The 24,228-nt window shown below is 65.2% G+C and carries 17 protein-coding genes; 1 reads left to right on the top strand and 16 read right to left on the bottom strand.

Going from position 1 to position 24,228, the window contains the following annotated elements; all coding sequences use genetic code 11:
• Positions 1–192: 192 nt before the first annotated feature.
• From HGI30_RS07555 to HGI30_RS07530, 6 genes are all read right to left on the bottom strand, one after another.
• Entirely contained in the window at positions 193–3,213 is a 3,021-nt protein-coding gene (locus HGI30_RS07555; RefSeq protein WP_328805279.1) for a glycosyl hydrolase family 18 protein, read from the bottom strand.
• A 448-nt stretch (positions 3,214–3,661) separates the two neighbouring features.
• On the bottom strand, positions 3,662–4,681 hold the full coding sequence (locus tag HGI30_RS07550) for an AI-2E family transporter (protein WP_168907066.1): 1,020 nt from the start codon (positions 4,679–4,681) through the stop codon (positions 3,662–3,664).
• Positions 4,682–4,829: 148 nt separating this feature from the next.
• On the bottom strand, positions 4,830–5,585 hold the full coding sequence (locus tag HGI30_RS07545; RefSeq protein WP_168907065.1) for a VOC family protein: 756 nt from the start codon (positions 5,583–5,585) through the stop codon (positions 4,830–4,832).
• A 139-nt stretch (positions 5,586–5,724) separates the two neighbouring features.
• Entirely contained in the window at positions 5,725–7,185 is a 1,461-nt protein-coding gene (locus HGI30_RS07540) for an ABC transporter substrate-binding protein (protein WP_168907064.1), read from the bottom strand.
• A gap of 30 nt (positions 7,186–7,215) precedes the next feature.
• Positions 7,216–8,562, bottom strand: a complete 1,347-nt coding sequence (locus tag HGI30_RS07535) for a response regulator (protein ID WP_168907063.1) — start codon at positions 8,560–8,562, stop codon at positions 7,216–7,218.
• A 2-nt stretch (positions 8,563–8,564) separates the two neighbouring features.
• A complete protein-coding gene (locus HGI30_RS07530; RefSeq protein ID WP_168907062.1) occupies positions 8,565–10,382 on the bottom strand; it encodes a cache domain-containing sensor histidine kinase in 1,818 nt (605 codons plus the stop codon).
• Positions 10,383–10,562: 180 nt separating this feature from the next.
• On the opposite strand from HGI30_RS07530, the gene HGI30_RS07525 reads away from it, so the two are divergent.
• On the top strand, positions 10,563–11,357 hold the full coding sequence (locus HGI30_RS07525) for a TerC family protein (RefSeq protein WP_168907061.1): 795 nt from the start codon (positions 10,563–10,565) through the stop codon (positions 11,355–11,357).
• Between the two features lie 584 nt (positions 11,358–11,941).
• On the opposite strand, the gene HGI30_RS07520 is transcribed toward HGI30_RS07525, so the two are convergent.
• From HGI30_RS07520 to HGI30_RS07475, 10 genes are all read right to left on the bottom strand, one after another.
• Positions 11,942–13,099 (bottom strand): NAD-dependent epimerase/dehydratase family protein, encoded by a 1,158-nt coding sequence (locus tag HGI30_RS07520; protein ID WP_168907060.1) that lies wholly within the window; start codon positions 13,097–13,099, stop codon positions 11,942–11,944.
• Positions 13,100–13,443: 344 nt separating this feature from the next.
• A complete protein-coding gene (locus HGI30_RS07515) occupies positions 13,444–14,274 on the bottom strand; it encodes a dTDP-4-dehydrorhamnose reductase family protein (RefSeq protein ID WP_168907059.1) in 831 nt (276 codons plus the stop codon).
• Positions 14,271–15,254: a polysaccharide biosynthesis protein gene (locus tag HGI30_RS07510; protein WP_168907058.1), complete on the bottom strand. Its 984-nt coding sequence runs from the start codon at positions 15,252–15,254 to the stop codon at positions 14,271–14,273. The genes HGI30_RS07515 and HGI30_RS07510 overlap by 4 nt, the downstream gene beginning before the upstream one ends.
• The gene (gene wecB, locus HGI30_RS07505) at positions 15,247–16,341 is read right to left on the bottom strand and encodes a non-hydrolyzing UDP-N-acetylglucosamine 2-epimerase (RefSeq protein ID WP_168907057.1); all 1,095 of its coding nucleotides are present in this window, start codon (positions 16,339–16,341) and stop codon (positions 15,247–15,249) included. Before wecB ends, HGI30_RS07510 begins: the two co-directional genes overlap by 8 nt.
• Before the next feature lie 35 nt (positions 16,342–16,376).
• Positions 16,377–17,984, bottom strand: coding sequence for a glycosyltransferase family 4 protein (locus HGI30_RS07500; RefSeq protein ID WP_168907056.1), 1,608 nt, complete (start codon positions 17,982–17,984; stop codon positions 16,377–16,379).
• A gap of 40 nt (positions 17,985–18,024) precedes the next feature.
• Positions 18,025–19,206, bottom strand: a complete 1,182-nt coding sequence (locus tag HGI30_RS07495) for a CgeB family protein (protein ID WP_235680359.1) — start codon at positions 19,204–19,206, stop codon at positions 18,025–18,027.
• 56 nt (positions 19,207–19,262) lie between these two features.
• A complete protein-coding gene (locus HGI30_RS07490; RefSeq protein ID WP_168907055.1) occupies positions 19,263–20,354 on the bottom strand; it encodes a CgeB family protein in 1,092 nt (363 codons plus the stop codon).
• A 499-nt stretch (positions 20,355–20,853) separates the two neighbouring features.
• Positions 20,854–21,216, bottom strand: coding sequence for a hypothetical protein (locus HGI30_RS07485; protein WP_168907054.1), 363 nt, complete (start codon positions 21,214–21,216; stop codon positions 20,854–20,856).
• A 57-nt stretch (positions 21,217–21,273) separates the two neighbouring features.
• Positions 21,274–22,632, bottom strand: a complete 1,359-nt coding sequence (locus tag HGI30_RS07480; RefSeq protein ID WP_168907053.1) for a glycosyltransferase family 2 protein — start codon at positions 22,630–22,632, stop codon at positions 21,274–21,276.
• 703 nt (positions 22,633–23,335) lie between these two features.
• The gene (locus HGI30_RS07475) at positions 23,336–24,226 is read right to left on the bottom strand and encodes a sugar phosphate nucleotidyltransferase (RefSeq protein WP_168907052.1); all 891 of its coding nucleotides are present in this window, start codon (positions 24,224–24,226) and stop codon (positions 23,336–23,338) included.
• Positions 24,227–24,228 lie beyond the last annotated feature (2 nt).

The raw sequence follows: 24,228 nt of genomic DNA, 5'->3' as shown, positions 1-24,228 counted from the left end.
AAGACGCAGTTCCAAGCGGATTCGATCTCTTCCACAGTGGCAGGAAAGGCAAGCCGGGCGCAAGGGGAAATTTATCGGCGTCACGGAGGAAAAAAAGGCGGCAGGCGGCCGCTTCGCCGCCTGGAACCCGCTTGGTAGAGCGAAAAGGACGAGAGCCCCTGTCGAGGCCTCGTCCCTTTCCCGTTCATGACCTTATTTCGTCAGCTCGCTCAGGAACCGGAGCACGAGCGCGGCCGTTTCCGCGCGCGTCGCGACGGCGTTCGGATCGAACTTGTTGCCGTCCCGTCCGGTCAGCAGGCCATGTTCGGCTGCGGCTTGGACGGCCGGCTTGGCCCACATCGGAATCAGGCTGTCGTCCGCGAAGGAGGTCTTGCTTGCCGCTGCCGCTTTCAGGTCCGCGGCACGAGCGAGCAGCGTCAGCAGCTCCGCTCTCGTAACCTCTCGATTCGGACGGAACGTCCCGTCCTCATAGCCTTGAATCAGGCCGAGCGCCTTGATCTGGGCGATCGCATCGGCCGACCAGGCCGGGAAGGACGCGGCGTCCTTGAACGTCGCAGGCGCGGCTGCGCTTGGAGGAGATAGCAATCGGCTCAGCATGACGGCCAGCATGCCTCGGGTCGTCTTTCCGTCCGGCTGGAACGTTCCGTCCGGGTAGCCCTGGAAGATGCCGAGCTGGATGGCTTTGACGATGTCGTTCTGTGCCCAGTGGCCGACGGCATCGTTAGGCGTCTCGACGGCTGGCGTCGGAGACGGCGTCGCGCTCGGTGCTGGCGTCGCGCTTGGAGCTGGAGTTGCGCTCGGCGAAGACGACGGCGTCGGCGTCGGCGTCCAGTAAATCGGCGGCGCTGGAGTCGTGGTCGACGTTGGCGTCGGTGTCGGCGTCGTGGTCGACGTTGGCTCAGGCGTCGGCGTCGTGGTCGACGTTGGCTCTGGCGTCGGCGTCGCGGTCGACGTTGGCGTCGGTGTCGTGGTCGACGTTGGCGTCGGTGTCGTGGTCGACGTTGGCTCAGGTGTCGGCGTCGCGGTCGACGTTGGCTCAGGTGTCGGCGTCGCGGTCGACGTTGGCTCAGGCGTCGGCGTCGCGGTCGACGTTGGCTCAGGCGTCGGCGTTGGCGTCGGCGTCGGCGTTGGCGTCGGCGTCGGCTCCGGATGAGCCTGGCTCGGATTGCCGTAGATCGGCAGCTCCTCGAAGATCCGTGTCGTCAGCGTCCGGTTGCGGTCGCCGGATATCTCCCAGTTCATCATGCCGGCCAGGTTTTGCGTCCGCACATGGATCGCCTTGTACGTGATGGATTCCTCATCGTCATAGGAGATGAATGCGCCTGTTTCTTCGTTGAACAGATAAGGCACTTTGGCCTTGTCGTTCCAATGCCGCTTGTAGGTGGACTTGGTTACGTAGTTCTCTTCCAGATCGGTGAAGTCGAACTTGCCCGCTTCCCATGTGCCGTCCGTGGATGGAGATGTGCATGCTCCGTACTCGCCTGCACAGCCGATCCAGCCGTTGCCGTAGGACGGCACGCCCATGACGAGCTTGTAGTTCGGCACGCCGTTGTTCAAATGTCCGGATATTCCGCCCGCCACATTGTTGCGCGGAGCGGTCGATTGCTTGTTGGCCGGATCATAGTAGAGCGGCGCGTTGTGGTAGGCGGAGCTGTGCCAGCCGCCGCTGTAGTCGTAGGCCATGATGTTGACGAAGTCGAGGTAGCGCACGGAATTCGTGAAGTCGGCGTTGCGCGTGAAGTTGTCGCCTTGTCCCGAGGCGATGGTCAGCAGATAGTACTTGCCGTCCTTCTGCCCGGCGGCGTCCAGCGTCTCGCGCAGCGTCTTCATGAGCAGCGTGAAGTTCTGGGGATCATCCGGGCTGCGGTAGTTGTCGTCCTCCCCGCCCTCGACCGGGTATTCCCAGTCGATGTCGAGTCCGTCGAAGCCGTAGCTGCGCAGGTATTGCAGCGCGGTTTGAGCGAACGTCAGACGGGTCTCTTCCGTAGCGGCGAGCTTGGAGAAATACTTGGACCAGCTCCAGCCGCCGGCGGAAACCATCAGCTTGAAGTCCGGGTTCTGCTGCTTCATCGTCCTGAGTTCGGCGAAGTTCGGCATGTCGTCGGCCGGCGCGCCGAGCACCATGCTGCCGTCGAACACATAGCCGGATTGGTCGGCGATTTCCGGATTCCGGCATTCCCTGCCGCTTTCGCCGTATCCGCCCCAGCAGACGTCCGCGAACGCGTAATTGATATGCGTCAGCTGGCTCGTGTCGATGTCGGATGGCTGGAAGTTGCGGCCGCTTTCGCCGCGAGCCCACGAAGCATAGTAGTAGACGAGATTGTAGTTGTGGCCCGGCGTCGCCTTGACTTGCGCGCTCGTCGGAGAAGTCCACAGATCATTTTTGGCCACGACCGTGAAGGAGTACGGCTGGCTCGTCTTCAGCCCCGTCGCCAGATAGCGCGGCTCCGCCGAGGTGCCGAGAAGGTTGCCGCCTTCGTAAATTTCATAATACGTCGCGCCTGTAACGGTCGCCCATCCAAGCGTGACCTCGGACTTCGTCGCCGTGACGACCTGCACGTCCTTCGGAGCGTCCAGCTGGCCCCAGATCAATCGAACCGGATCGCTTTTCGGCGAGTTCGGCCGAGCTTTCGTCGAATCCTGCGCGGCGACCTGCAAATAGACTTCTTGCCCGACCGTCAGCGTCGAGGCGTCCAGCTTGTAGGTGCCGGAGCCGTTCCAGATGCCTCCCAGCCAGCTCGTACGGCTGTAGACGTCATATCCGTCCGCTCCGGGAACGTTTTCAAACTTAACCGTCAGCGACTCGTACGTGACTTCCGTCACTCTCGGCTGATGGGGCTTTTTGAGCGGAGCAGGCGGAGCGGTCGCCGTATCGGCTGCCGTCGTGAAGGTGATCCGCTCGCTCGGCACGCTGGAGCCGGAAACGCTTGCCTGACGGATGTAGAACGTGTACTCCGTCTGCGGCTCCAGTCCGCCGAGCTTGACCGGCGGAGCTGCGAACCAGCCTTGGTAGCCGAAGCTGCCGTCCGGCCTTGTCTTGTCCTTCGTGACATAGATGTCATAGCCTTTGTCCGGGTCATGCCGGTCGTTGAGATCCCAGGTCAGCATGGCGGTCCGTCCTGTAATTTCCGACACCTGCAGATTCGTCGGCGGCGGAGGCGGGCCTTCCGCCGCGGTTGCGGATGCCGGCAGGGAGATGAGCCCTGCGAGCAAGGTCAAGCATAAAAGAGAGGCTAGCTTTGCGGCAACGTTCTGTTTCCATCGTCTGTTCAACCTCGATCACCTCTGCGGAAGATTGGGGGAAGAATGAATTCGCGACTTGCCTATCTACGCTTTGCCCGTGCCTGTCCCTCCCTTGTCTCTCGAGCTGATTACGAGGTTCATTTTCGCATCTTTTTCTGCCATTTCCTTCCCTATTCCTAGAGTCAGCGCGTATCTATCAGAAAAAGTGGGAAAGTATCAAAAGATTGCGAAAAATGAAATAAAGGAGGAAAAATCTCCCCCTTTTGCGATAAGATATTTCCCCCGCCGAATGCAGTCCTGCCTCTTGATTTCCTTTCCTCTCTTGATCTAAACGTCGAAAAAAAGCCCATCCGAACGAAGTCGGACAGGCTTTCCATTCCAATCGGCCGAGCTTGCGAGAAGCCGCTTGTTCCGACCGTCACGCTTCTTTGTTCTTCTCCTCCCCAAGCGGAACATGCAGGATATCCAGCACGAACATGAAGACCGGGATGCCGATGATGAGCCCCCAGATGCCGAAGTAATGCTGCGAGAAAACGAGGATGACGAACGTATAGAACATCGGCAGCTTCGTCTTGGACGCCATCAGCCTCGGATTGAGGACGTACGCCTCCAGCGCGTGGATGAGCAGGATCATGACGATGACCCAGAACACGAGCGTGATGCCTCCCGCCTGGTAGCCGATGATGCTGATCGGCACGAACGAGATGATGACGCCCGCCACCGGAACGAGGCTCAGCAGGAACACGATGATCGTCAGCGCGAACAGGTACGGATAGCCCATGATCCAGAGGCCGAGCATCGTGAACACGGTGTTGAACAGGGCGATGACGAGCTGGACCTCGATGACCTTGCCGAACGAGGAGACGAAGCGCTCGGAGAAATAGGCGATCTCGTCGTAGACCCAGCCGATCTTGCTCTTCTGGAACTTTTGCGTGAACGCGCGGATCTTGGCCTTTTGCAGCAGGAAGAAGAAGCTGAGCAGGATGACGATCAGCACGAGCTCCAGCATCTTGCCGATCTTGCCGAGATACAGGAACGCCTGGTCGACATACGTCTTGTAGTCGATCTTCTCCAGCTCCTCCGACAGGCGCTTCGAGATGTCGTTGCCCTCGGTGGAGTTGAGGAAGCGGATGATCGTATTGATCATGTCCCGGCCCTGGGTGACGAGCTGCGGCACATAGTTGGAGATGCCCCATGCGAGGCCGGAGAGCAGCAGCACGTACAGCAGCACCGCGACGACGATCGGATGGACGGGCACGGCCCTGTTGATCCATCGGGTGACGAGTCCTTGCAGCCGGTTCATCACATACGTGACGAGGAACAGCAGTAGGATCAGATTGAGCATATGCCGCAGGCTGTAGAGCAGCCCGACGAGCAGCAGCAGGACGACGATCCTGCGGACAGCGGGCGTAGCAAAGAAAATGCGCAGCGATTCCATGACTTCCCTCTCTTATCGGTGATTGATTCGGGCCGTCGGCCGACGGGAGGACGTCCTCTCGCGAGCCGGAACGGCAAGCCTCCCTTCATTATCCCCGATGAGGGCCGCTCTGTCGATGCGGATTCGGCCGTTCCCGGACCATGACGTCCTATCCGGCAGGCTTAGGAGCAATATGGAACCGATAGCCTTCGAGCTCGAAGCTGCCGCCTTGCTCCTCCACATCCTGAAAAGGAATTCCGGCTGCCGTCAGCCGGGAACGGATCGCCGCCCAGTCCGAAGGACGTTCCGCAGCGAGAGAAACGGAGGCTCGATGCGGCAATGCAATCATATCGATCGGAAACCAGCGGCGCTGGTCGGAGACGACGACCGCGTGAGCCGTCCCTCCGATTGCGAACGTAAACTGTTCCGAGGCTTGTTCCAGCCTGAACTCCAGCAGCTGGACGAGCTTTTCCCGAAAGTCCGCTACGGAAGGGACAGGGAAGCCGACTTCCCGAACATACAGCACCGGCATCCAAGAGCCTGTTGCCGCCGATTCTCCTTCATTCGACGGATGGGCGATGATCTCCAGCAGATGGCCGTCGCCATCCCGGAAATACGCATTTTTTCCTGTGCCGAAATCCTCGATGACGTTTCCATCCATCCCATGGAGAAACGGAACGGCTTTTTGATCGGCTTGCCCGACAATCGAATCCAATAGCCCGTAAGGAACCTCGAATGCGATATGGACAGGCGAGATGGCCTCAAACGCCTCTTTAAACGTCAGCCGGCAATGGCTGCCGGCCCGCAGGGAAATCTCTTCGTCCGTTTCATGATCGATTTCGAAGCCCAAGCGATTCACGTAAAATTCGCGGACGCCTTGTCGAGATACCGTCGGAAGCATGATGTGGTCATAGTGGGTAATCATGGAAGCAGCCTCCATCTCTACATTTCTAAAGATTTTCCTTTAGTATATAGGTTTCTTTCAAAAGAGACAAATGAAGATTCCATGTGCTTCCCGGGCGCACTGAAAAACCGGAGCTGCGCCTGGCCGCTCCGGCTGTTCCTCATCGCGCCTGGATGGCGTCGTAATACTTGGCCTGCATCATCGCGGCCGCCTCGTCCAGCTTCGCCTTCAGGTCGACGTCCTTTTGGGAGAACACCTCCTGGATGATGCCGGTCATCGCGCCGTAGTATTCCTGCGTGTTGTACTGGGCTTCCGGCTTGCCATCCATCCGCTTCGTCGACTCCGGATCGTACTTGTACACGTTGTCGTAGTTGTCGTAGATCGACTTGAGCTTCCGGCCGTATTCGGAATCGTTCTTGTAGTAGCTCATCTGCGGAGGAATGTAGTACTTGCCTTCCGCCCGGCGCGCCTGGATGTCCTTCTCGACGGCGGTCAGATAGTTGTCGGAGAAATAGTCGAACGTGATGTAGCGGAACGCCATCTCCTGCTCGTCCTTGCTGGCGTTGGGGTTGATGACCAGATAGTCGCCGCCCATGACGCCCGTATGCTTGCCTCCGGGCTGGGCCGCCGGCATCGGGTAGGTGGCCACGTCGCCCGGCTTGAGCCCGCCCTGGTTGAGCGCCTGGTCGAGCACGCCCTCCGCGCCGGCGATGACCATCGCGGTTCGTCCCTGCGCGAACGCGCCGACCGCGTCGTCCCAGCCGAGCGCCCAGTCCTTCGAGATGGCGTTCGCTTCCCAGCGCAGCTTCTGGTAGAACTGCAGCGCCTTCACGGCTGCGTCGGAGTGGAAGGCGGCCGTCACCTTGCCCCCATCCGCCTTCTGGATGTCGCCGCCCGCTTCGAACAGGAAGTTGGTCCAGTTCCACCCGGACTCATTGCCCTTGCCCATCGGCGAGATGCCCGCGACGCCTTGTTGCGGATCGGCGACGCCTTTGGCGGCGCTCAGCATGTCGTCCCAGGTCCAGTCGTACGACGGAGCCGGGACATGCCTGGACGCGAGCAGCTTCTTGTTCACGACCGTCGAGGTCACATATCCGTTCTGCACGACGCCGTATACCCTCCCGTCCTGGACGAACTGGCTCTGCAGCGTCGGATTGATGTCGTTTTTGCGCTCATAGCCGTTCCACAGCTCGGTAATGTCCGCCGCCCAGCCGCGCTGCACGAGGAAGCCCGCTTCGGTCGCGAACGAGTTGAAGAACGTCGGCGCCTCGTTGGCCGCCATCTTCACGCCGATTTCGTCGACATTGTAGTGCCAGTCGCTTTTGGTAATCGTGACGTTCGGATAGTCCTGCTGAAAGCGCGCGATCTTGTCATCCTCGGCCTTGCGCTTCTCCACTTGATCCGGCAGCGGATAGTAGATGCTGATCGCGATCTTCTTGTCCCGAATGTCCTCCGCGGCCGGCGCCGCGGCGCCGCCCTGGCTCGCGGACGGTCCGTCCGCCTCCGTCCTTCCTTGGTCGCCCGCTCCGGCATCGCCGGAGCGGACCTCGCCGCCGAAGCAGGCGGCCAGCAGCAGCGCCATCGCCATCAGGCAGCTGACGAGTGCAGTCGGCTTGCGCATGGGAAGCTCCCCTTTTCACCGGGTGCGGCCTTACTTGCCCTGGCTTTCTTTCTTGAGCTCGCTCGGGCTGTAGCCGTAGTACTTCTTGAAGATCTTGCTGAAATGCTCCGGCGATTCGTAGCCGACCCGCTCCGCCACCTCGTAGCGCCTCAGGTCGGTCGTCAGCAGCAGCCGGCGGCCTTCCTCCATCCGCAGCTTGATGACGTATTCCCACAGGTTGTAGCCGGTGTTCTTCTTGAACAGATAGCTGAGATAGTTGGGACTGACATGCCCGCGCTGGGACACCTCGTGCAGCGTCAGCCCCTTCTGCGCGTAGTTCTCCTCGATGTACCGCAGGGAGCGCTCCACGATCCGGTTCGTCTGGGCGGAAGCCTCCTCCTCGCCGGGCTGCTCCGCCGCCCCGCCCTCCGCCGCGCTCCAGCTGAAGTCTCCATAATAGAACACCTTTTGCCCCGGATGCCGGTGCCGCCACTCCAGCGCCCGCCTCGCCTGATCCGCCAGCAGATGGAGGAATTCCGGCCCGCGTGCGATCTGGCTGATGCCGACGAGCGCCGGCAGCCGCAGGAACGAGTCGGCATGATGATGCAGGCTGCGGCCGATCATGTCGAGCTGGTTGATCTTGCTGACCGTCGAGTCGTCGTAGCGCTCCTCGCTCCAGCCGATGATGAGTCCGACCTCGCCGTCCGGCAGCGCGATCGGGACCGGATTCCAGTCCTTGCCGAGCAGCTCCGTGGACAGGTTCATGACGGCGTAGGCGAGCAGGTCCTTGTCCTTCGGCGACAGATCCGGGCGGGCGTCGAACTCCGGAAGGATGCGGATGACCGCGAAATAAGGTCCCGTATCCCGCAGTCCGGCGGCGGCGGCCAGCTCTCCGGCCTGCTCCGTGGAGGCGGACGGCTGGGCGAGCAGCCGCTCGAGCGCCCGGCGCGGCTCGCCGCCCGGCGCTTGCAGCGCGAACCGGCCGCCTAGGCTCGCCGCGTAGTCCGGCTCGCTTGCCGCCGGGCGCTCCGCCTGCAGCAGCGCGTTGCGCACGCTGTCGAGCAGCTGCGCCGCGTCCAGCGGCTTGATGAGATAGTCGCGCGCGCCGAGGCGCATCGCCATCTGCGCGTAGTGGAACGTCTCATGCGCGGAGACGACGATCGTCTGCACCCACGGCTTGATGAGGCGGGCTTGATGCATCAGCTCGATGCCGTTCATTCCCGGCATGCCGATGTCGGTAATCATGAGGTCGACCTCCTCCAAGCGGAGGTAGTCGAGCGCCTCGAAGCCGTTGCTGGCGGTATGGATGTCCTCGATGCCGAGTCCGGCTCCGGCCAGCAGGCTCGACAGTCCTTTGCCGATGAGCGGCTCGTCGTCCACGATCAGGATGCGGTGCATCGTCATTCTCCTCTCGGTTGTCCTGGGTTGGAGGCGTCGTCCAGCAGCGGCAGCAGCAGCCTCACCTCGGTGCCTCCGCCCTCCCTCGGGCCGATGCCCAGTCCGTATCTTGGACCGAACTGGAGCCGGATGCGCTGGTCGATGTTGCGGATGCCGTAGCCGATCGACGGCGAGCGGTCCGGCTCGGCCAGCCAGCGCTGGATGGCGGCGTAGTCGACCGACTTGTAGCCGTTGTCGCCGACGGTCACGAGCAGGTCGCCCCCTTCGGCCGCTCTCGCCGCGACGACGATCTCGCCGTCCTCTCCCATGTGCTTGATGCCATGGATGATCGCGTTCTCGATCAGCGGCTGCAGCGTGATCTTGGGGATGAGCGCCGCCCCGAGCTCTTCCGGGATGTCCCAGAGCACGCGCAGCTCCGCCTCGTAGCGCCGGCGCTGCAGCGCCACGTAAGCGGCCGCATGCTCGCTCTCCTCCGCGAGCGTAATCAGCTCGCGCCCTCGGCTCAGGCTGATTTTCATCAGCTTGGACAGGTCTTTGATCATTTCCGCGGATTCGGAATGGCCTTCGAGCGAGCTTTTCCAGTAGATGCTCTCCAGCGTGTTGTACAGCAGATGCGGGTTGATCTGGTGGTACAGGATCTGCAGCTGCGCTTCCTTCTGCCGGATGTCCGCCTGGTACTTGTCGGCGATCAGGCTGTTGAGCCGCCGAGCCATCCCGTACACCGCGGAGATGAGCACGCCGACCTCGTCTCGCCGCGACTGGCCCGGCGTCTCCGGCACCAGCTTGCCCGGCTCGTACTTGCGGACGAACAGCGACAGCCGCTGCAGCGGCGTCATGAGCGAGCGCCAGAAGTAGATCATGACGATGCAGCCGACGGCGACATAGACGGCGGAGATGAGCAGGATGACGTTCTTGAGCTCGCTCTGCTGCTGCAGCATCGCCTGCACGGGGATCTCGTAGATGAGGCGCAGATGGAGGCTGTTCTTGCCGCTCGCCACGTAGATCCAGTCCCCTTCGATGAGATGGAAGGGAAGGTCGGAGCGGGCCTGCGCCACCCGCTCGGCCAGTACGGCCGGGAGCTCCAGCCGCGTGCCGAGGCGGTCCGGCAGCGTGCTGCTCATGACCGTGCCGGCCTCGTCGACGAGGCTGATGTCGCCTCCCGGCAGATTGACCGAGCGCATCGTGTCGGCGATCTTGTGCTCCAGCTGGTAGGCGACGAGCACGCCGATGACGCCGCTGCCCTCGCCGATGTTGTTGACGGCGCGGATGTAGGCGAGCGTCGGGCTCTTGTCGAACGCGGTATTGGTCGCGGTCATCTCGACGAAGCCGACGCCTTTGAGGCGCACCGCCTTCTCGAACCAAGCCGGCTTCGTCCGGCTCGTCAGGAAATAGACGCCGTTGTTCGTCATCTGGATGGAAGGAGCGAAATAGAATTCATCCGTCGGATCGTAGACATAGAGGGAGTAGTAGACCGGAGTCTCGCCGTCCGTGCCGGTGGAGTAGGCGCGCAGCAGCTTGTCCATCTCGGCGTACTTCTTGACCCGGTCGAGAACCGGCTCCCGCCTTCCCGGCACGATGCGCTGCGTCACCGGATTTTGAATGATCGTCGTCGTGATGCGGTTGATGCCATCCATTTCCTTGTTGATCATGAGCAGGTTCTGCTTGTTGAGCTCGGCGTAGGCGCCGGTGACGTTGTCCTTCATGATCGTTTCGGCCTTCATGTTGCCATAGGCGAACAGCCCTAGGATCGGCAGCGCCATGAAGAGGAAGAGCAGGATGAGCTGCAGCCTGACGCTCAGCCTCGTAAGCGGATTCAACATGTGACGAGCCCTCCGTGCGCGGTCAAGTATCCCGATTATGGACCGGAACGAAGCGGATTTCAATCCCTTTGCCGCCAGTCGAGAATCATTTCCCGGGCAATCCTTCGCATAAGAAGTCCCTGCATGGAGAAAGGTAACGGAAAAAGCTGCGCATCGCGCGCGGCGGAAGGAGCTGCACGCATGAGCTCGGCTGTGCTACTCGAATATCTGTGGGTGCTCGTGGTGCTGATCGGCCTCGAAGGCATCCTCGCCGCGGACAACGCGCTGGTCATCTCCATCATGGTCAAGCATCTTCCGGAAAAGCAGCGCAAGAAGGCGCTTTTCTACGGCCTGGCTGGTGCCTTCGTCTTCCGCTTCGCCTCGCTGTTCCTCATCTCGTTCCTCGCCGACGTCTGGTACGTGCAGGCGATCGGGGCCGCGTACCTGCTGTACATCTCGATCAGCCACATGGCCAAGCGGCTGTTCGTCAAGCAGAAGCAGCACAAGAAGGAAGCCGAGAAGAAGCAGGAGAATTTCTGGGTGACCGTGCTCAAGGTCGAGCTGGCGGACATCGCGTTCGCGATCGACGCCATCCTCGCCGCGGTGGCGCTGGCGATCACGCTGCCAGCGACCACGCTGCCCCGCATCGGCGGCCTCGATGGCGGCCAGTTCGGCGTCATCCTCGCAGGCGGCATCATCGGCCTCGTCATCATGCGTTTCGCGGCTACGTACTTCGGCCGGCTGCTGGAGCGCAGGCCCGGCCTCGAGACCGCGGCGTTCGCCATCGTCGGCTGGGTCGGCATCAAGCTGGCCGTGTATACGCTGTCCCATCCCGACGTCGGCGTGCTGTCCGAGAAGTTCCCCAAAAGCGCCGGCTGGAAAATCGTGTTCTGGGGCGTCCTGATCCTGATCGCGCTCGGCGGCTGGTTCCTGTCCAAGGAGAAGAAGCCTCCAAGCAATCCGGAGGCGGGAGCGGCTGGCGCGGAGCCGGTTTGAAAGCAAGCATCCAAGGCAGATTTATGCCTTGGATGTTTTGATTTGACCTGGTCTTTTGTTTCAAGGCAGTTTTGTGCCTTGGAAGGTTGGACCCGACTCGGTTTCCTCTCGACGCATGAAGGCAGTCCGGACCCCTTCAACGCATGATCCACTCTCCCACATGCCGCATGAAGGTAGTCCGAACCCCTTCAACCCACGGTCTACTCTACCATACGCCGCATGAAGGTAGTCCGGACCCCTTCAACCTACGATCCACTCTCCCACATGCCGCATGAAGGTAGTCCGGACCCCTTCAACGCATGTTCCACTTTCCCACATGCCGCATGAAGGTAGTCCGGACCCCTTCAGCTCACGGTCCACTCCCCCGCATGCCGCATGAAGGTAGTCCGGACCCCTTCAACCTACGATCCACTCTCCCACATGCCGCATGAAGGTAGTCCGGACCCCTTCAACGCATGATCCACTTTCCCGCATGCCGCACGAAGGTAGTCCGGACCCCTTCAACGCATGATCTGGACCTCTGTCAAGAATGTGGACACCTTCGTAACCGACGGAGTTCAGGCAGCGCTGCCGAGCCATCCGCTTCAGGAGCGGCCGGCCGCGCGGCTATCCTCCAGCGTATCGCGCGCGGACTCGCGAAGCGGAATTCGCGGCGACCAGCCGAGCGCGCGCAGCGCGGAGGCGTCGGCCGGGTCCGGCGAAGCGGCGAGGCTGCCGCCGATGTCCATCGGCAGCGGCACATGGGCCAGCTCGCGGTACAGCTCGGCGAGCTGCCCGAGCGGCGTCATGACGCCGCTCGCCATGGCATAGCTGCTTCCGGCGGCTCCCCGCTCCAGCAGCGTCTCGTACCCGCGCATGGCGTCGCGCACGTCGAGAAAATCACGCGTTTCGGCAGCCGAGGAAAGGCGGAAGAGCGGCGGCGTGGACGACTCGGCTTCCACGTTCGGAGCACTTGCGGACGAGTCGGCGGACGAGTCGGCTGTCGCCGATCCGCACTTCTGCGAGGCCGCAGCGTGCTCGCAAGCGGCGGCGTAGCGGGCGAGCAGCCGGCTCAGCCCGGCGGAAGGGCCGGGACCGACGAGGTTCGACGGAACGGCGACGAGCGCGTCGAGTCCGTAGAGCGCGTGCCAGGCGAGAGCCGCTTGAGCCTGCATGCCTTTGCTCAGCGCGTACGGGTGGAGCGGCTTCGCGGGCAGCGGGCCGTCCGCCGGCCCGCTCAGCATCGAGCCGGCCACGACGATCCGGCAGGGATGGCCGCTGGCGCGGATCGCTTCGAGCAGCCGGACGGTGCCCATCAGGTTCGTGTCCATATATGCGAAGGGATCGGTCCACGAAGGCCCCGCGGCGTTGAGCCCGGCGAGATGCAGGACGGCGTCCGGACGCGTCCGCCGCAGCAGCCCGGCCAGGCTGGCCGTCCCCTGCTCCGACAGGTCGAGCGCTTCGACCGCCACGACGGACAGCCACTCCGGTTCGCCGCCGGAGGGAGCGAACCACTCCGGACGCCGCGCCGGATCGGCCCAGAACGGCGGCGATCCCGGACGCGTGCCGGCGATGACCTCCCAGCCCGCCTGCGCGAAATGCCGCACGGCATGGGAGCCGCAAAACCCGCCCGCGCCGGTGACGAGCAGCCGCTTTCGGCCAGACTCCACCTCTTCGCCGAACGGCTCGCCTTTCTCGCTCCTTTCAAAATCGCATCCGAGCCGGTCCGCTCCATCCCGCTCGACTGCTCCGTTCTCATCCATCCTGGCTTCCTCCCTACCGGCCTGGGCATTTCCCTCAGCGACAGCCTGCTCCAGAACCGCGAATCAACCGACGTTTACATAACCATGCAGGAAACGGCGAAAACATGCTTCCCCTCTCCAAAAAAGCATCAAGGCAAAAACCGGCTGCGGCCATACGCCGAAGCCGGTCCAACCCTCCGCCGGTCCAGCCAAGCGGCGGGGGGCCAGCGGCAGGGGCCGCCTTGCGCCCGGCTTGCCTGCCGCTGCCCGCCGCCTTGCGCCTCGCCTGCCTGCCGCTGCCCGCCGCCTTGCGCCTCGCTTGTCTGCCGCTGCCCGCCGCCAAGACCGGGCGGCGGCCCGGCCGCTCAGCCCCGGCGGCGCTCCCATGCCGCCAGCTCGCGGACCATGTCCGGAATGCTCGGCGCCAGGTAGTCCCAATCGGTCCGCACCGCGCTCAGCGTGCGGTCGATCTCCGGCTCCGCCGCCGGTACGACCGTGACGTCGCCGCGGCCGTACGCCTCCTTGAACCATTCCAGCATTTCCCGCTTGCTCGCCGGAGCCGCCGCCAGCAGATGCACGAGCCCGCCGATCTCCGGACGCGCGGCCGCATGCTCGACCGCCTTGGCCAGCTCCAGCGTCGTGACGCCGTTCCAGTAGACGCGGCTGTAGCCGGACACCTCTCCCGTCTGGGCAAGGAACCAGCGCAGCAGGCCGATGCCCTTGGGGCTGGCGTCGGGACCGATGATCGACGTGCGGATCGTCAGATGCCGAGGATCGCGCACCTCGCCGAGCGCCTTGGAGCGGGCGTAGACGGTCGTGCCGTCCGGCTGGTCGAGCTCCGTATAGCCGCCGCGGTCGCCGAGGAAGACGCAGTCGGAGCTGACGTGGATGAGCCGCGCGCCGATCTCGCCGGCGGCGAACGCCAGCCAGTGCGGCAGCAGGCCGTTGACCGTGTACGCCTCCAGCGGATGCGCCTCGGCGTCGGCGTTGAGCTTGCCGATGCAGTTGACGATCAGCTCGGGACGGACCGCCGCCACCGTCCGCCGCACCGCCTCCAGGTCGGAGGCGTCGAGCGGCAGGGACCCGTCCCCGCCGCCGCGCGTCGTCCAGCTGAGCTCGAACCCGTCCCGGCCGCGGAAGTAATCGACCATCATGGAGCCGGCCATGCCGCCGCCTCCGAGGACGAGCAGCCTCATTGCAGGAACCCGCCCCTCCTCAGCATGTCGCGGATCTGCTCTTTGTCCATCAGGTTCTCGCTCGAGCAGAAGCTGTCGAAGTCGACCGCGTCATACGTGCTGTACTGCTCCTTGAGCCCCGGGATGTCGAGCGGCGGCAGGATGACCAGGTATTCCTTGTCGTAGATGACCGTGCTCTTGCTCTCGAACTCGGTCAGCAGGATCTCATGCAGCTTCTCGCCGGGGCGGATGCCCGTCTCGACGACCTCGGCCTGCACGCCGATGTCCTCCATGAGCACCTCGGCCAGATCCTCGATGCGGCAGGTCGGCATCGTCATGACGAAGATTTCGCCGCCGAGGCTTTCCTCCGACGCCTTGAACAGCAGGCTGATCGCGTCATGCAGCGTCAGGAAGAAGCGCGTCATGCCGCGGTCCGTCAGGCGCACCTGGCCTTTCGTCTTGATCTGGTTCGTGAACAGATGGATGACGCTGCCGTTCGTGCCGAGCACGTTGCCGCCGCGCACGCAGACGAACTTCGTGTCCGTGCTGACGAGGTTCGCGTACACGATCAGCTTCTCGCCGATCGCCTTGGTCATGCCGTAGAAGTTCGACGGATTGGCCGCCTTGTCGGTGGAGATATAGATGACGCGCTTCACCTTGTTCAGGTTGGCGGCTTCGATGACGTTCTGCGTGCCGAGCACGTTCGTCTTGAGCGCCTCGTACGGATGCTCCTCGCACACCGGCACATGCTTGAGCGCGGCGAGGTGGAACACGTAGTCGACGCCCTGCGTCGCCTTCGTCAGCGCCTCCAGGTCGCGGATGTCGCCGATGCGGAACGTCAGCCGCGCATCCTCGAACGTGCGGCTCATCGTCACCTGCGCCGATTCGCTGCGGGAGAAGACGATGATTTCCTTCGGATTTTGCGGCAGCAGCTGCCGGATCAGCTCATACCCCCAGGAGCCGGTTCCACCGGTGACGAGGATGCGAGAGTGTTCAAACATTCCATTTCCCTCCAAGCACATATTTCACTACGATGTCCGAAACGTCCAGCGCCTCGTACCCCGCCGGGATGCTCCATCCCGCCGGGAGCGCCGTCATCACGTCGACGGCGTCCGCGATCCGGTCCGCCCGCAGGCCGCTCACGACATTGCTGCCGCAATCGACCGTCTCGGGGCGCTCGGTCGTGCTCCGGATCGTCACCGTCGGCACGCCGAGCAGGCAGCACTCCTCCTGCACCGTGCCGCTGTCGCTGACCGCGCACCAGGCGTCCCGCTCCAGCCGCACGAAGTCGAAGAAGCCGAACGGCTCATGGAACTCGACCAGCGGATGCGGCCGCACCGCCGTGCCGCCGGCGTCGATGCGCGAGCGGGTGCGCGGGTGGATGCTGCAGATGATCCGCTTGCCGTGCCGCTCCGCGATGCGGTTCAAGCCGCCGAGGATGCCGTCCAGATGGGCCGGCACGTCGACGTTCTCGGCGCGGTGCGTCGTGACGAGCACGTAGTCCCGCTCCTGCAGGCCGAGCCGCTGCAGCACGCCGCTCGCGTCGATGCGGTCCTTGTAATGCGCCATCACCTCGCCGATCGGATTGCCGGTGCGGATGATGCGGTTGGCCGGAAATCCCTCGCGCAGCAGGTTCTGCTTGCTGTACTCGGTATACGGCATATTGATCGTCGACACGGCGTCGATGATGCGGCGGTTCTTCTCCTCCGGCACGGTCAGGTCGTAGCAGCGGTTGCCGGCCTCCATGTGGACGACCGGGATGCCCATCCGCTCCGCCAGGATCGCGCACAGCGCGCTGTTCGTATCGCCGAGCAGCAGCACGACGTCGGGCCGCTCCTCGCGCAGCAGCCGCTCCATCTCGCCGAACATGCCGGCCAGCTGGCCGCCGAGCGTCGAGCTGCCGCCCTTCATCACATGGTCGGGGCGGCGCACTCCCATCTCGCGGAAGAACACGTCGTTCAGCGAATCGGTGTAGTTCTGTCCCGTGTGCACGAGGATGTGCCGGTCCGCCAGCCGGTCGAGCTTGCCGATGATGAGGCTGAGCCGGATGATTTCCGGCCGCGTGCCGAGCACGGTCATCACTCGCATTCGTTCATTCCGCCTTTCGATTGAAAATAGATGCGCTACCGCTTCTTCCCGCCGGCCCGACGGCCGGCGGAGCCGGACTTGCGGCGGCGCGGAGCGCCGCCGGCACGGCCGCGCCGAGCCGCGCGGCTGCGGCGGCCGGGGCGGGCTCGCCGCCGCGCGCGGCCGGCCTTGCCGCGCCGCAGCCGGGCCCGCCTGCGGCCGCCGGCGGCGCGATCGCCGGCCGCAGCGGGCGGCTCCGCGGCCGGCGGCTCCAGCTCCGGCTGCGGCTGCGGCGGCGGCGAGCCGATCGGCTCGCCTCGGGGCAGCAGCGCCAGCACGCCGTCCGGCAGCGCGGCTCGCGCCAAGCCGCCGAGGCCGGCTGCCGCCTCCGCCTCCGGGTTCGCGATCGGCCGCAGCGTCCAGCCGGCGAGCAGGCCGCGCTCCGGCCCGGAGCCGTGCACGAGCCGGGGCTCCGGCAGCCGGGGCAGCCGCAGCCGCTCGAGGCTGGCCAGCAGCCGCCCGCGATAGGCGGGCATGCCGAACACGGCGAGCGCCGCCGCGCCGCTGTGCGCTCCGGCCGCGAGCCGCAGCGGAGCGTTGTCCGCGAGCCGGCCGATCCGCTCCGCGAGGCCGGCATAATCGGCCATCGGCGCGAGCCAGTCGGCGTTGCCGGTCGCATGCAGAATTTCCGCGAGTCCGCCGGAGGCGTACGCGACGACCGGCTTGCCGAACAGCAGACCCTCCAGCGCCGTCATGCCGAAGCCTTCCTCCACGATGCTCGGCACGACCAGGACGTCCATCGCCGGGTAGGCGCGCGACACGTCCGGCTCGAAGGGCAGCCACGCAAGGCGGGCCGACAGTCCCGACGCATCCGCGATGCGCGAGCAGCGGGCGGCGTACTCCGCGTCGACCGGGTTGCCGATGACGACGAAGCGCAGGTCGGGCCGCGAGGCGGCCGCCAGACCGGCAGCGGCCAGGAAGTGCTCCAGCCCCTTGTTCTCGTACAGATGCGAGGCGATGAACCCCACGAGCACATGCCGCTCCTGCAGGCCGAGCTCGGCTCGCCGGACGCTGCGGCTGGCGGCCCAGGTCCACGGCTTGAACGAAGCCGTGTCCACGCCGGGCAGCAGCACTTCCGAGCGGGATGCCGCAAGCGGCGAGGCGAGCGGCCGCAGCGTCGAGGCGGAGATGCCGATGACGCGGTCGGCATGCTGCTCGATCAGCTTCATCGTCGGCCCGCCGCCCGCGGCCGGACGCATCGTCTCGGTGAGGCACCAGACGACCGGGATGCCGAGCCGCTTGGCAGCGATCGCCGGCAGCGGGTGGACGCAGGTGTTCACCCAGACCGCGTGCGGACGGACATCCAGCAGAAGCCGGTACACTCCTTCCATCGCGGCGCTCCCCGTCCCCTCCTCGACCTCGTCCGGGACGCTCGGCAGCCCCATGTACATCGAGTAGTAGATCGGCACATGCCCCGTCACGCGGACCGGGATGCCCGCGGCGGCGGCGCGGCCGGACAGGATGCCTTCTTCGGGCACGGCAAGCGTGCAGTCGGCGACGGACGACAGCTCAAGGACGGTGGACAGCAGCAGCTTCTCCGCCCCGGTGATCGCCTCGGGACTGCCGATATGGGAGAAGAACAGCAGCCTCGGCCGGAACTCCATGCTCATCGCCCTCCTTGCCCGGCGCGGGCCGTCCGCGCCGTCATGACGGGAACATGACGGAGAGCATCGTCGTCAGCCGGTGGGCATAGGTGTGCTCCTTCATCGTCCGGCACAAGCCGCGCAAGGCGATCGCCTGCCGCTCTTCCTCGTGGTTCAGGTAGTAGTCGATCTTCTCGACGAGCTCCTGCGGCGAGGCATAGGTCGCGATCTCCACGCCCGGCTCGTAGAAGCGGGCGAGATCGTCCCGCACGTCCGTCAGCTGCAGCGTGCCGCAGGCCGAGATTTCGAACGTGCGCGGGTTCGGCGATACGGCCGTCAGCTGCGCGCTGTTGCTGTTGAACGTCTCGTCGTCATGCGCGCGGTGCATGTTGATGACGATTTTCGCCCCGTTGTACGTGGCGGCCGTCTCCAGCGGGTCCATCCAGTGGCCGGCGCGGATTTTCGGCTGGAGCAGCCGGTAATCCCGCAGACGCTCCCACCAGAGGCCGGAGATGGCGATGTCTCGGGTCGCGAGGTAAGGCGTGATCTGATTGAAGAAGTCGACGCGCTTGTGGTAGGCCGAGCCGACGAAGCTGATCTCGCGGCGCAGCGACAGGTCCGGATTGCGGGGGCGGAACTCGGCGGGATTGACGCCGAGCGGCAGGTAGGTGACGTTCGGGCAGCCGAGTTGCCGGTAGAATTCGACCGTGTTGCTCTCGAGCGTGAATACGAAGTCGTAATGGGGGGCGAGCTTGCGGGTGATGTCGGAGTAGTACGGATCGTCCGTGAACCAGACGGCGGTGCGGATGCCGAGCGCGCGGATCGCGTCCACCTGCTCGGTCGGATATTGCAGCCCGTCGAGCACGATGACCGCGTCCGGCCGCAGCTCCTTGGCCAGCTGCACGACCGGCTGCTGCGTGTCGGTGATGCTCAGCCTCGCGGTCATCGAGCGGAGCGTATCGGCGATCGCCGAATCGAGCGGCGAGTAGGGGTAGCCTTTCGCCGTCGCGACGAACAGGACGTGGATCGGAAAGACCGGAGGCGCGTACGGCAGCTGGCTCAAGGCAGCCTCGCACTTGCCCTGCCATCTTCCGTGCTCCACTCCGGCCGCGAAGCCTGCTTCCCGTCCGCTCTGGACTTCGGCGTCCAGGAGCGGCGGCCGGCTCCTCCGGACGGCAGCGGCTCCCGGACGCGCCGGTCGGCTTGGACGGGCGCGCTTGCCGCGCATGGATGTTACAGCCACTATGGTTCCTCCTTCTTCTTGGCCAGCCCGGCGGTCGCCCGCGGCTGCCTTGCGCTTCAGCATCCGGCAAGGTCGAGCAGCGTGCCGACCCTGCCGGCGTAGGCATGGTCCCGCATCGTGCGGAGCATGCCGAGCACGGCGATCCGCCGCCTCTCGTCCTCTCGGTCGAGGTAGTGGAGGATCTTGGCGGTCAGCTCGGCCGGCGTGCGGAACACGTCCAGCTCCCGGCCCGGCTCGTAATACTGGGACAGATCGTCCCGGATGTCGGTCAGCTGCAGCGTGCCGCAGGCCGAAATCTCGTACGTCCGCGGGTTGATCGACGCTCCCCGGAGTCCGGCATCGTTATGGTTGTCGGAGCCCGGCTCGGTCGTGCGGTGGATGTTCAGGACGATCTTCGCCCCGTTGTAAAAGTTCACCGTCTCCTCGACCGGCATGAAGCCGGGCCGGATGAACGGCTTGTAGCGAGAGTAGCGGGCGAGCCGCTCCCACTCGCCGCCCGCGAGGACGACCTTGCGGCCTTCCAGCGCCGGCAGCACCTCGTTGAGCAGCCGGATCCGGTTCCAGAAGCCCGTGCCGACGAAAAAGACGTCGCTGCGGTACTCCTGGCCGACCGGCTTCGCGTGGAATACCGCCGGGTTCGCTCCGAGCGGCAGGTAATGCGCGTTCGCCGCTCCGCTCGCCCGGTAGAACGGCACCGCCTCGAGCTCATGCGTGAAGACGACGTCGTAGAGCGGCGCGAGCCGAGCCGTCTCGCGGGTGAAGTACGGATCGTCCGCGAACCAGATCGCCGTGCGGATGCCGAGCGCGCGGATCGCCGCGATCTGCTCGGCATGGTCCGGCGGGAACACGTGCAGGCCGTTCATGACGAGCACCAGCTGCGGCCTCAGCTCGGCAGCCTGGGCGAGCATCGTCGAGGAATGGCCGACGTGGACCGTCTGCGCATGCTGCCGGAGAGCGTCCGCCACCCCCTCATCGATGGCGGGGAAGCCTTGCGGCACGAAGAGGACGGTCAGCGGCCGCAGCGGGTACGCAGCGGGAGCGACCGTCTGCGCGGCGCTCCGGCAAGCGCCGTCCCGGCGCCCGTGCGCCTCCCCCGCGAGGCGTCCCGCCTCCCGCCCCGCTGCCAGCAGCTGCTCCTGTGATGCCATGCCATCTGCCTCCCTTCTCCTTCTGCTTACTGTATTCCGGCGGCGCAGAGCCCTCTTGGCCTCTTGTCCGCCGTTTGTCAAAAGCGGCGGATATCCTAGCCGCGCGGCGCGGAGGCCGCAGGGCCGCTTGGCCCGACCTCAGGCGCAGTGCGGGCACGGAAGCCCGCAGAGGCGCGTGGCGCGACCTCAGGCGCGCGGGGCACGGAGCCCGCAGGGCCGCGCGGCGCGACCTCAGGCGCGCGGGGCACGGAGCCCGCAGAGCCGCGCGGCGCGACCTCAGGCGCGCGGCGGGCACGGAGCCCGCAGAGGCGCGCGGTGCGACCTCAGGCGCAGTGCGGGCACGGAACCCGCAGAGGCGCGTAGCGCGATTTCAGGCGCGCGGCGGGCACGGAGCCCGCAGGGCCGCGCGGCGCGACCTCAGGCGCAGTGCGGGCACGGAGCCCGCAGAGCCGCGCGGCGCGATTTCAGCACCCGTCATGCCGGGGCGGCAGCGGCGACGCTAAGGCTGCGTCTCGTACGCCAGCTGCAGCCCTTCCTCGTAGCCTTGGCCGAAGCCGACCTGATAACCTTCGTTGTACGTCTGCTGGAAGCCGGCCACATAGCTCGGACTGCCGGCCATCTGCGGCACGGCCTGGAGCGGGGCGCTGTGGACGCGGCGGACGCGGCGCGGCCTTGCGACAGCGGAGCGCTTCCTGAGCCGCGTTCCTTTCCCGCCCGCAGCGGACCTCGCTTTCCGACGGGTCGTTCCGGACGCCTTCTTGCGCTTGCCGCCTGCGCGGGTCGTCTTGGTGGCACCGGCGGCGGACTTGGGCTTCTTGCGCCGGACAGACGGCTTGGAAGCCGCGAGCAGCAGTATCGCCATGATGGATTCCTCCTTGAATGGGTTCATGAGTGATGGACCAAGCTTGCTTGCTTCAGGCTACAGCCGCTGGCGCAGCTGCGGAGCGGCCGCGATGGCGGCGCCGGCGGGGATCGCTTCCGCCTCCGCCGACGACAGCCTCCGGCGGACCGGCCTCCGCTCCAACGACCAGCCGGCGGCGACGAATCGGTTCAGCGGCCGGCGCAGCCGCCCTTCCTCGACGAGGCCGACGCTTCCATCCGGCAGCAGCACGGCCTCCGGCGGCGGAACGGCTTCATCGACCGGTACGTCCGGCAGCGGCGGCGCTTCCGGCAGCCCGTGCCAGCGGACAGCGGCCAGCTCGGCCGGCACCGGCTCCGCCGAGATCGGCAGGCGGCGCAGCACCGGCATCGCGAGCCTCGCCGACGGCAGCGTCCACTCGCCTTCGATCCGCCAGCGGCGGCCGCTCTCCAGCCACCAGAGCGTGCCGTCCGCAGCTTCGGCGGCGATGCCGCCGGGATAGAGCGCGAGCTCGCCCGGCGCGGCTTCCGCTGCCTGCGGCCTTGCGGCCTGCGGCAAGGAGTCGGCGCCCTCCCATTTCGCATGGAAATACCGCCGGTTGCGCACCGTGACCGCCTCCATCCGCCGGCCGATCGACCGGATGCTGACGTTGCCGTAGTGATGGATGAAGGCGTCCCCCGCGATCGCCAGCCGGTAGCCGGCGAGGCGGGCGCGGAGGCTGAAGTCGTCGTCCTCGTAATTGCCGACCTCGTAGCCTTCGTCGAAATAGCCGATCTCGCCCAGCAGGCCGCGCCGCATCAGCATGCAGAAGCCGGTCAGCCGCGCCGTCTCCCGCCAGCGGCCGGGGTCCGGCTCGTTGAACGAGGCGGCCCACGCCTTCATCGCCGGAATCGTCCGGTACGGGACATCGATCCGCTGCTCGCCGCTGATGAAGTTCGTCACCGGGCCGACGATGCCGGCATCCGGGACGCCTTCGAGGCACGCCGTCAGGTTGTCGAGCCAGCGCGGCGCGACGAGCGTGTCGTTGTTCAGCAGCAGCAGCTTTTCCCCGCGAGCCATCATGAGCCCGCGGTTGACCGCGGCGGCGAAGCCGGCGTTGAGACCCATGCGCCGCCAGCGCAGGCGCCCGAAGCCGAGCTCCGCGGCCCGGCGCTCCAGCATCTCCGCCGTCCCGTCGGAGGAGCCGTTGTCGACGACGATGATTTCGTACGGCTCCGGCGTGTGGGCGAGGATGCTGTCCAGGCAGGCTTCCAGGTAGCCGCGCTTGTTGAACGTGGGGATGATGATGCTCGTGCCGGGCCAAGGCACGCCGAATGCCTGGCGCCCCGCCTCCAGTCCTTGCCGGTAGCCCTCCTCGCGGCCCTGCGCATGGAGCGTTTCGCTTTCCGGGACAGCCTCGCGGCGCTGTGGCTTGCTCATGGTCGGCCTCCTCCTTTTGTGCGGAAATTGAGCCGCTAGCTCTTTTGATAAGGGCAAGGCCTCGCTTACAGCGGCCCCGGGCGGCTTTAACTCGATTTAATCGAGTTAGCGCCTCGCCCGCAGCGGCCCAGGGCCGCTTTAACTCGATTTAATCGAGTTATTGCCTCGCCTGCAGCAGCCCCGGGCGGCTTTAACTCGATTTAATCGAGTTATTGCCTCGCCTGCAGCAGCCCCAGGCGGCTTTAACTCGATTTAATCGAGTTAGTGCCTAGCCTGCAGCGGTCCCGAACGGCTTTAACTCGATTTAATCGAGTTATTGCCTCGCCTGCAGCGGTCCCGGGCGGCTTTAACTCGATTTAATCGAGTTAGTGCCTCGTCTGCAGCGGCTCCGGGCGGCTTTAACTCGATTTAATCGAGTTAGTGCCTCGCCCGCAGGAACCCCGGGCGGCTTTAACTCGATTTTGTCGAGTTATTGCCTCGCCTGCAGCAGCCCCGGGCGGCTTTAACTCGATTTAGTCGAGTTATTGCTCCGCCAGCAGCAGCCCCGGGCGGCTTTAACTCGATTTAATCGAGTTAGTACCTCGCCTGCAGCGGCCCCGGGCGGCTTTAACTCGATTTAATCGAGTTAGCGCCCCTTCTGCTGCCCCGGCTCCCGTTTTTTAGGCTGCAGCTTCTGATTCGCGCTCCAGCGCTCCGGTTCCGGTCAGCCTCGAGGAGCAGAATCGTCGTCTGCGGGCGAAGCGTCCGTCTTCTCCGCCGGTCCTCCCGTCGCTGTCGGCGCCTGCGCGTCATCCGGCGGGCCGGCTTCTTCCGTCCCGCTTTTCGAAGCGCCATCCCCATCTGCCCCGGCCGTCGCATCCGACTCGGCCGTCGCCGTGCGCTCCTTCATCCAGCCCGCCGCCTCGTGCAGCGAGTCGAACGTGCCGGCGTCGGTCCACCAGCCCGGCAGCACCTCGTATCGCAGCTTGCCCTGCCTCGCATAAGCGTTGTTGACGTCCGTGATCTCCAGCTCGCCTCGTCCCGAGGGCTGCGTCACGGCGACGATGTCGAAGACGCTGCCGTCGTACAGATAGATGCCCGTGACGCTGTAGCTCGTCGCCGGATGGGCCGGCTTCTCCTCGATCGCGGCGATGCCGCCCTGTCCGTCGAACACCGGCACGCCGTAGCGGTGCGGGTCCGGCACCTCCTTGAGCAGCACCATCGCCGTGCCCGGCTCCTGGGCGCTATAGGCGTCGACGTAGGGCTTCAGCGAGTCCTCCACCAGATTGTCGCCGAGCAGCATGAGGAACTTTTCCTGAGGAGCGATGAAAGGCTTCGCCAGATCGAGCGCCTGGGCGATGCCGCCGGCCTGCTCCTGGATCAGGTAGGTGAGCCGCGCTCCGAACGCCTCGCCGCTGCCGAGATAGTCGATGAACAGTCCCGCGGACTGCCGTCCGGTGACGAGCAGGATTTCGTCCGCGCCCGCCTCCGCCAGCGTATGGATCGCGTAATGGATCATCGGATACTTGTAGACGGGCAGCATATGCTTGTTCATCAGCCCGGTGAGCGGACGGAGGCGGGTACCGGTCCCCCCGGCCAGCAAAATGGCTTTCACTT

Origin of the sequence: Paenibacillus albicereus, assembly GCF_012676905.1 — a bacterium.
GTDB classification, from domain to species: domain Bacteria; phylum Bacillota; class Bacilli; order Paenibacillales; family Paenibacillaceae; genus Paenibacillus_O; species Paenibacillus_O albicereus.
This window is presented reverse-complemented; position numbering and strand designations above follow the sequence as displayed.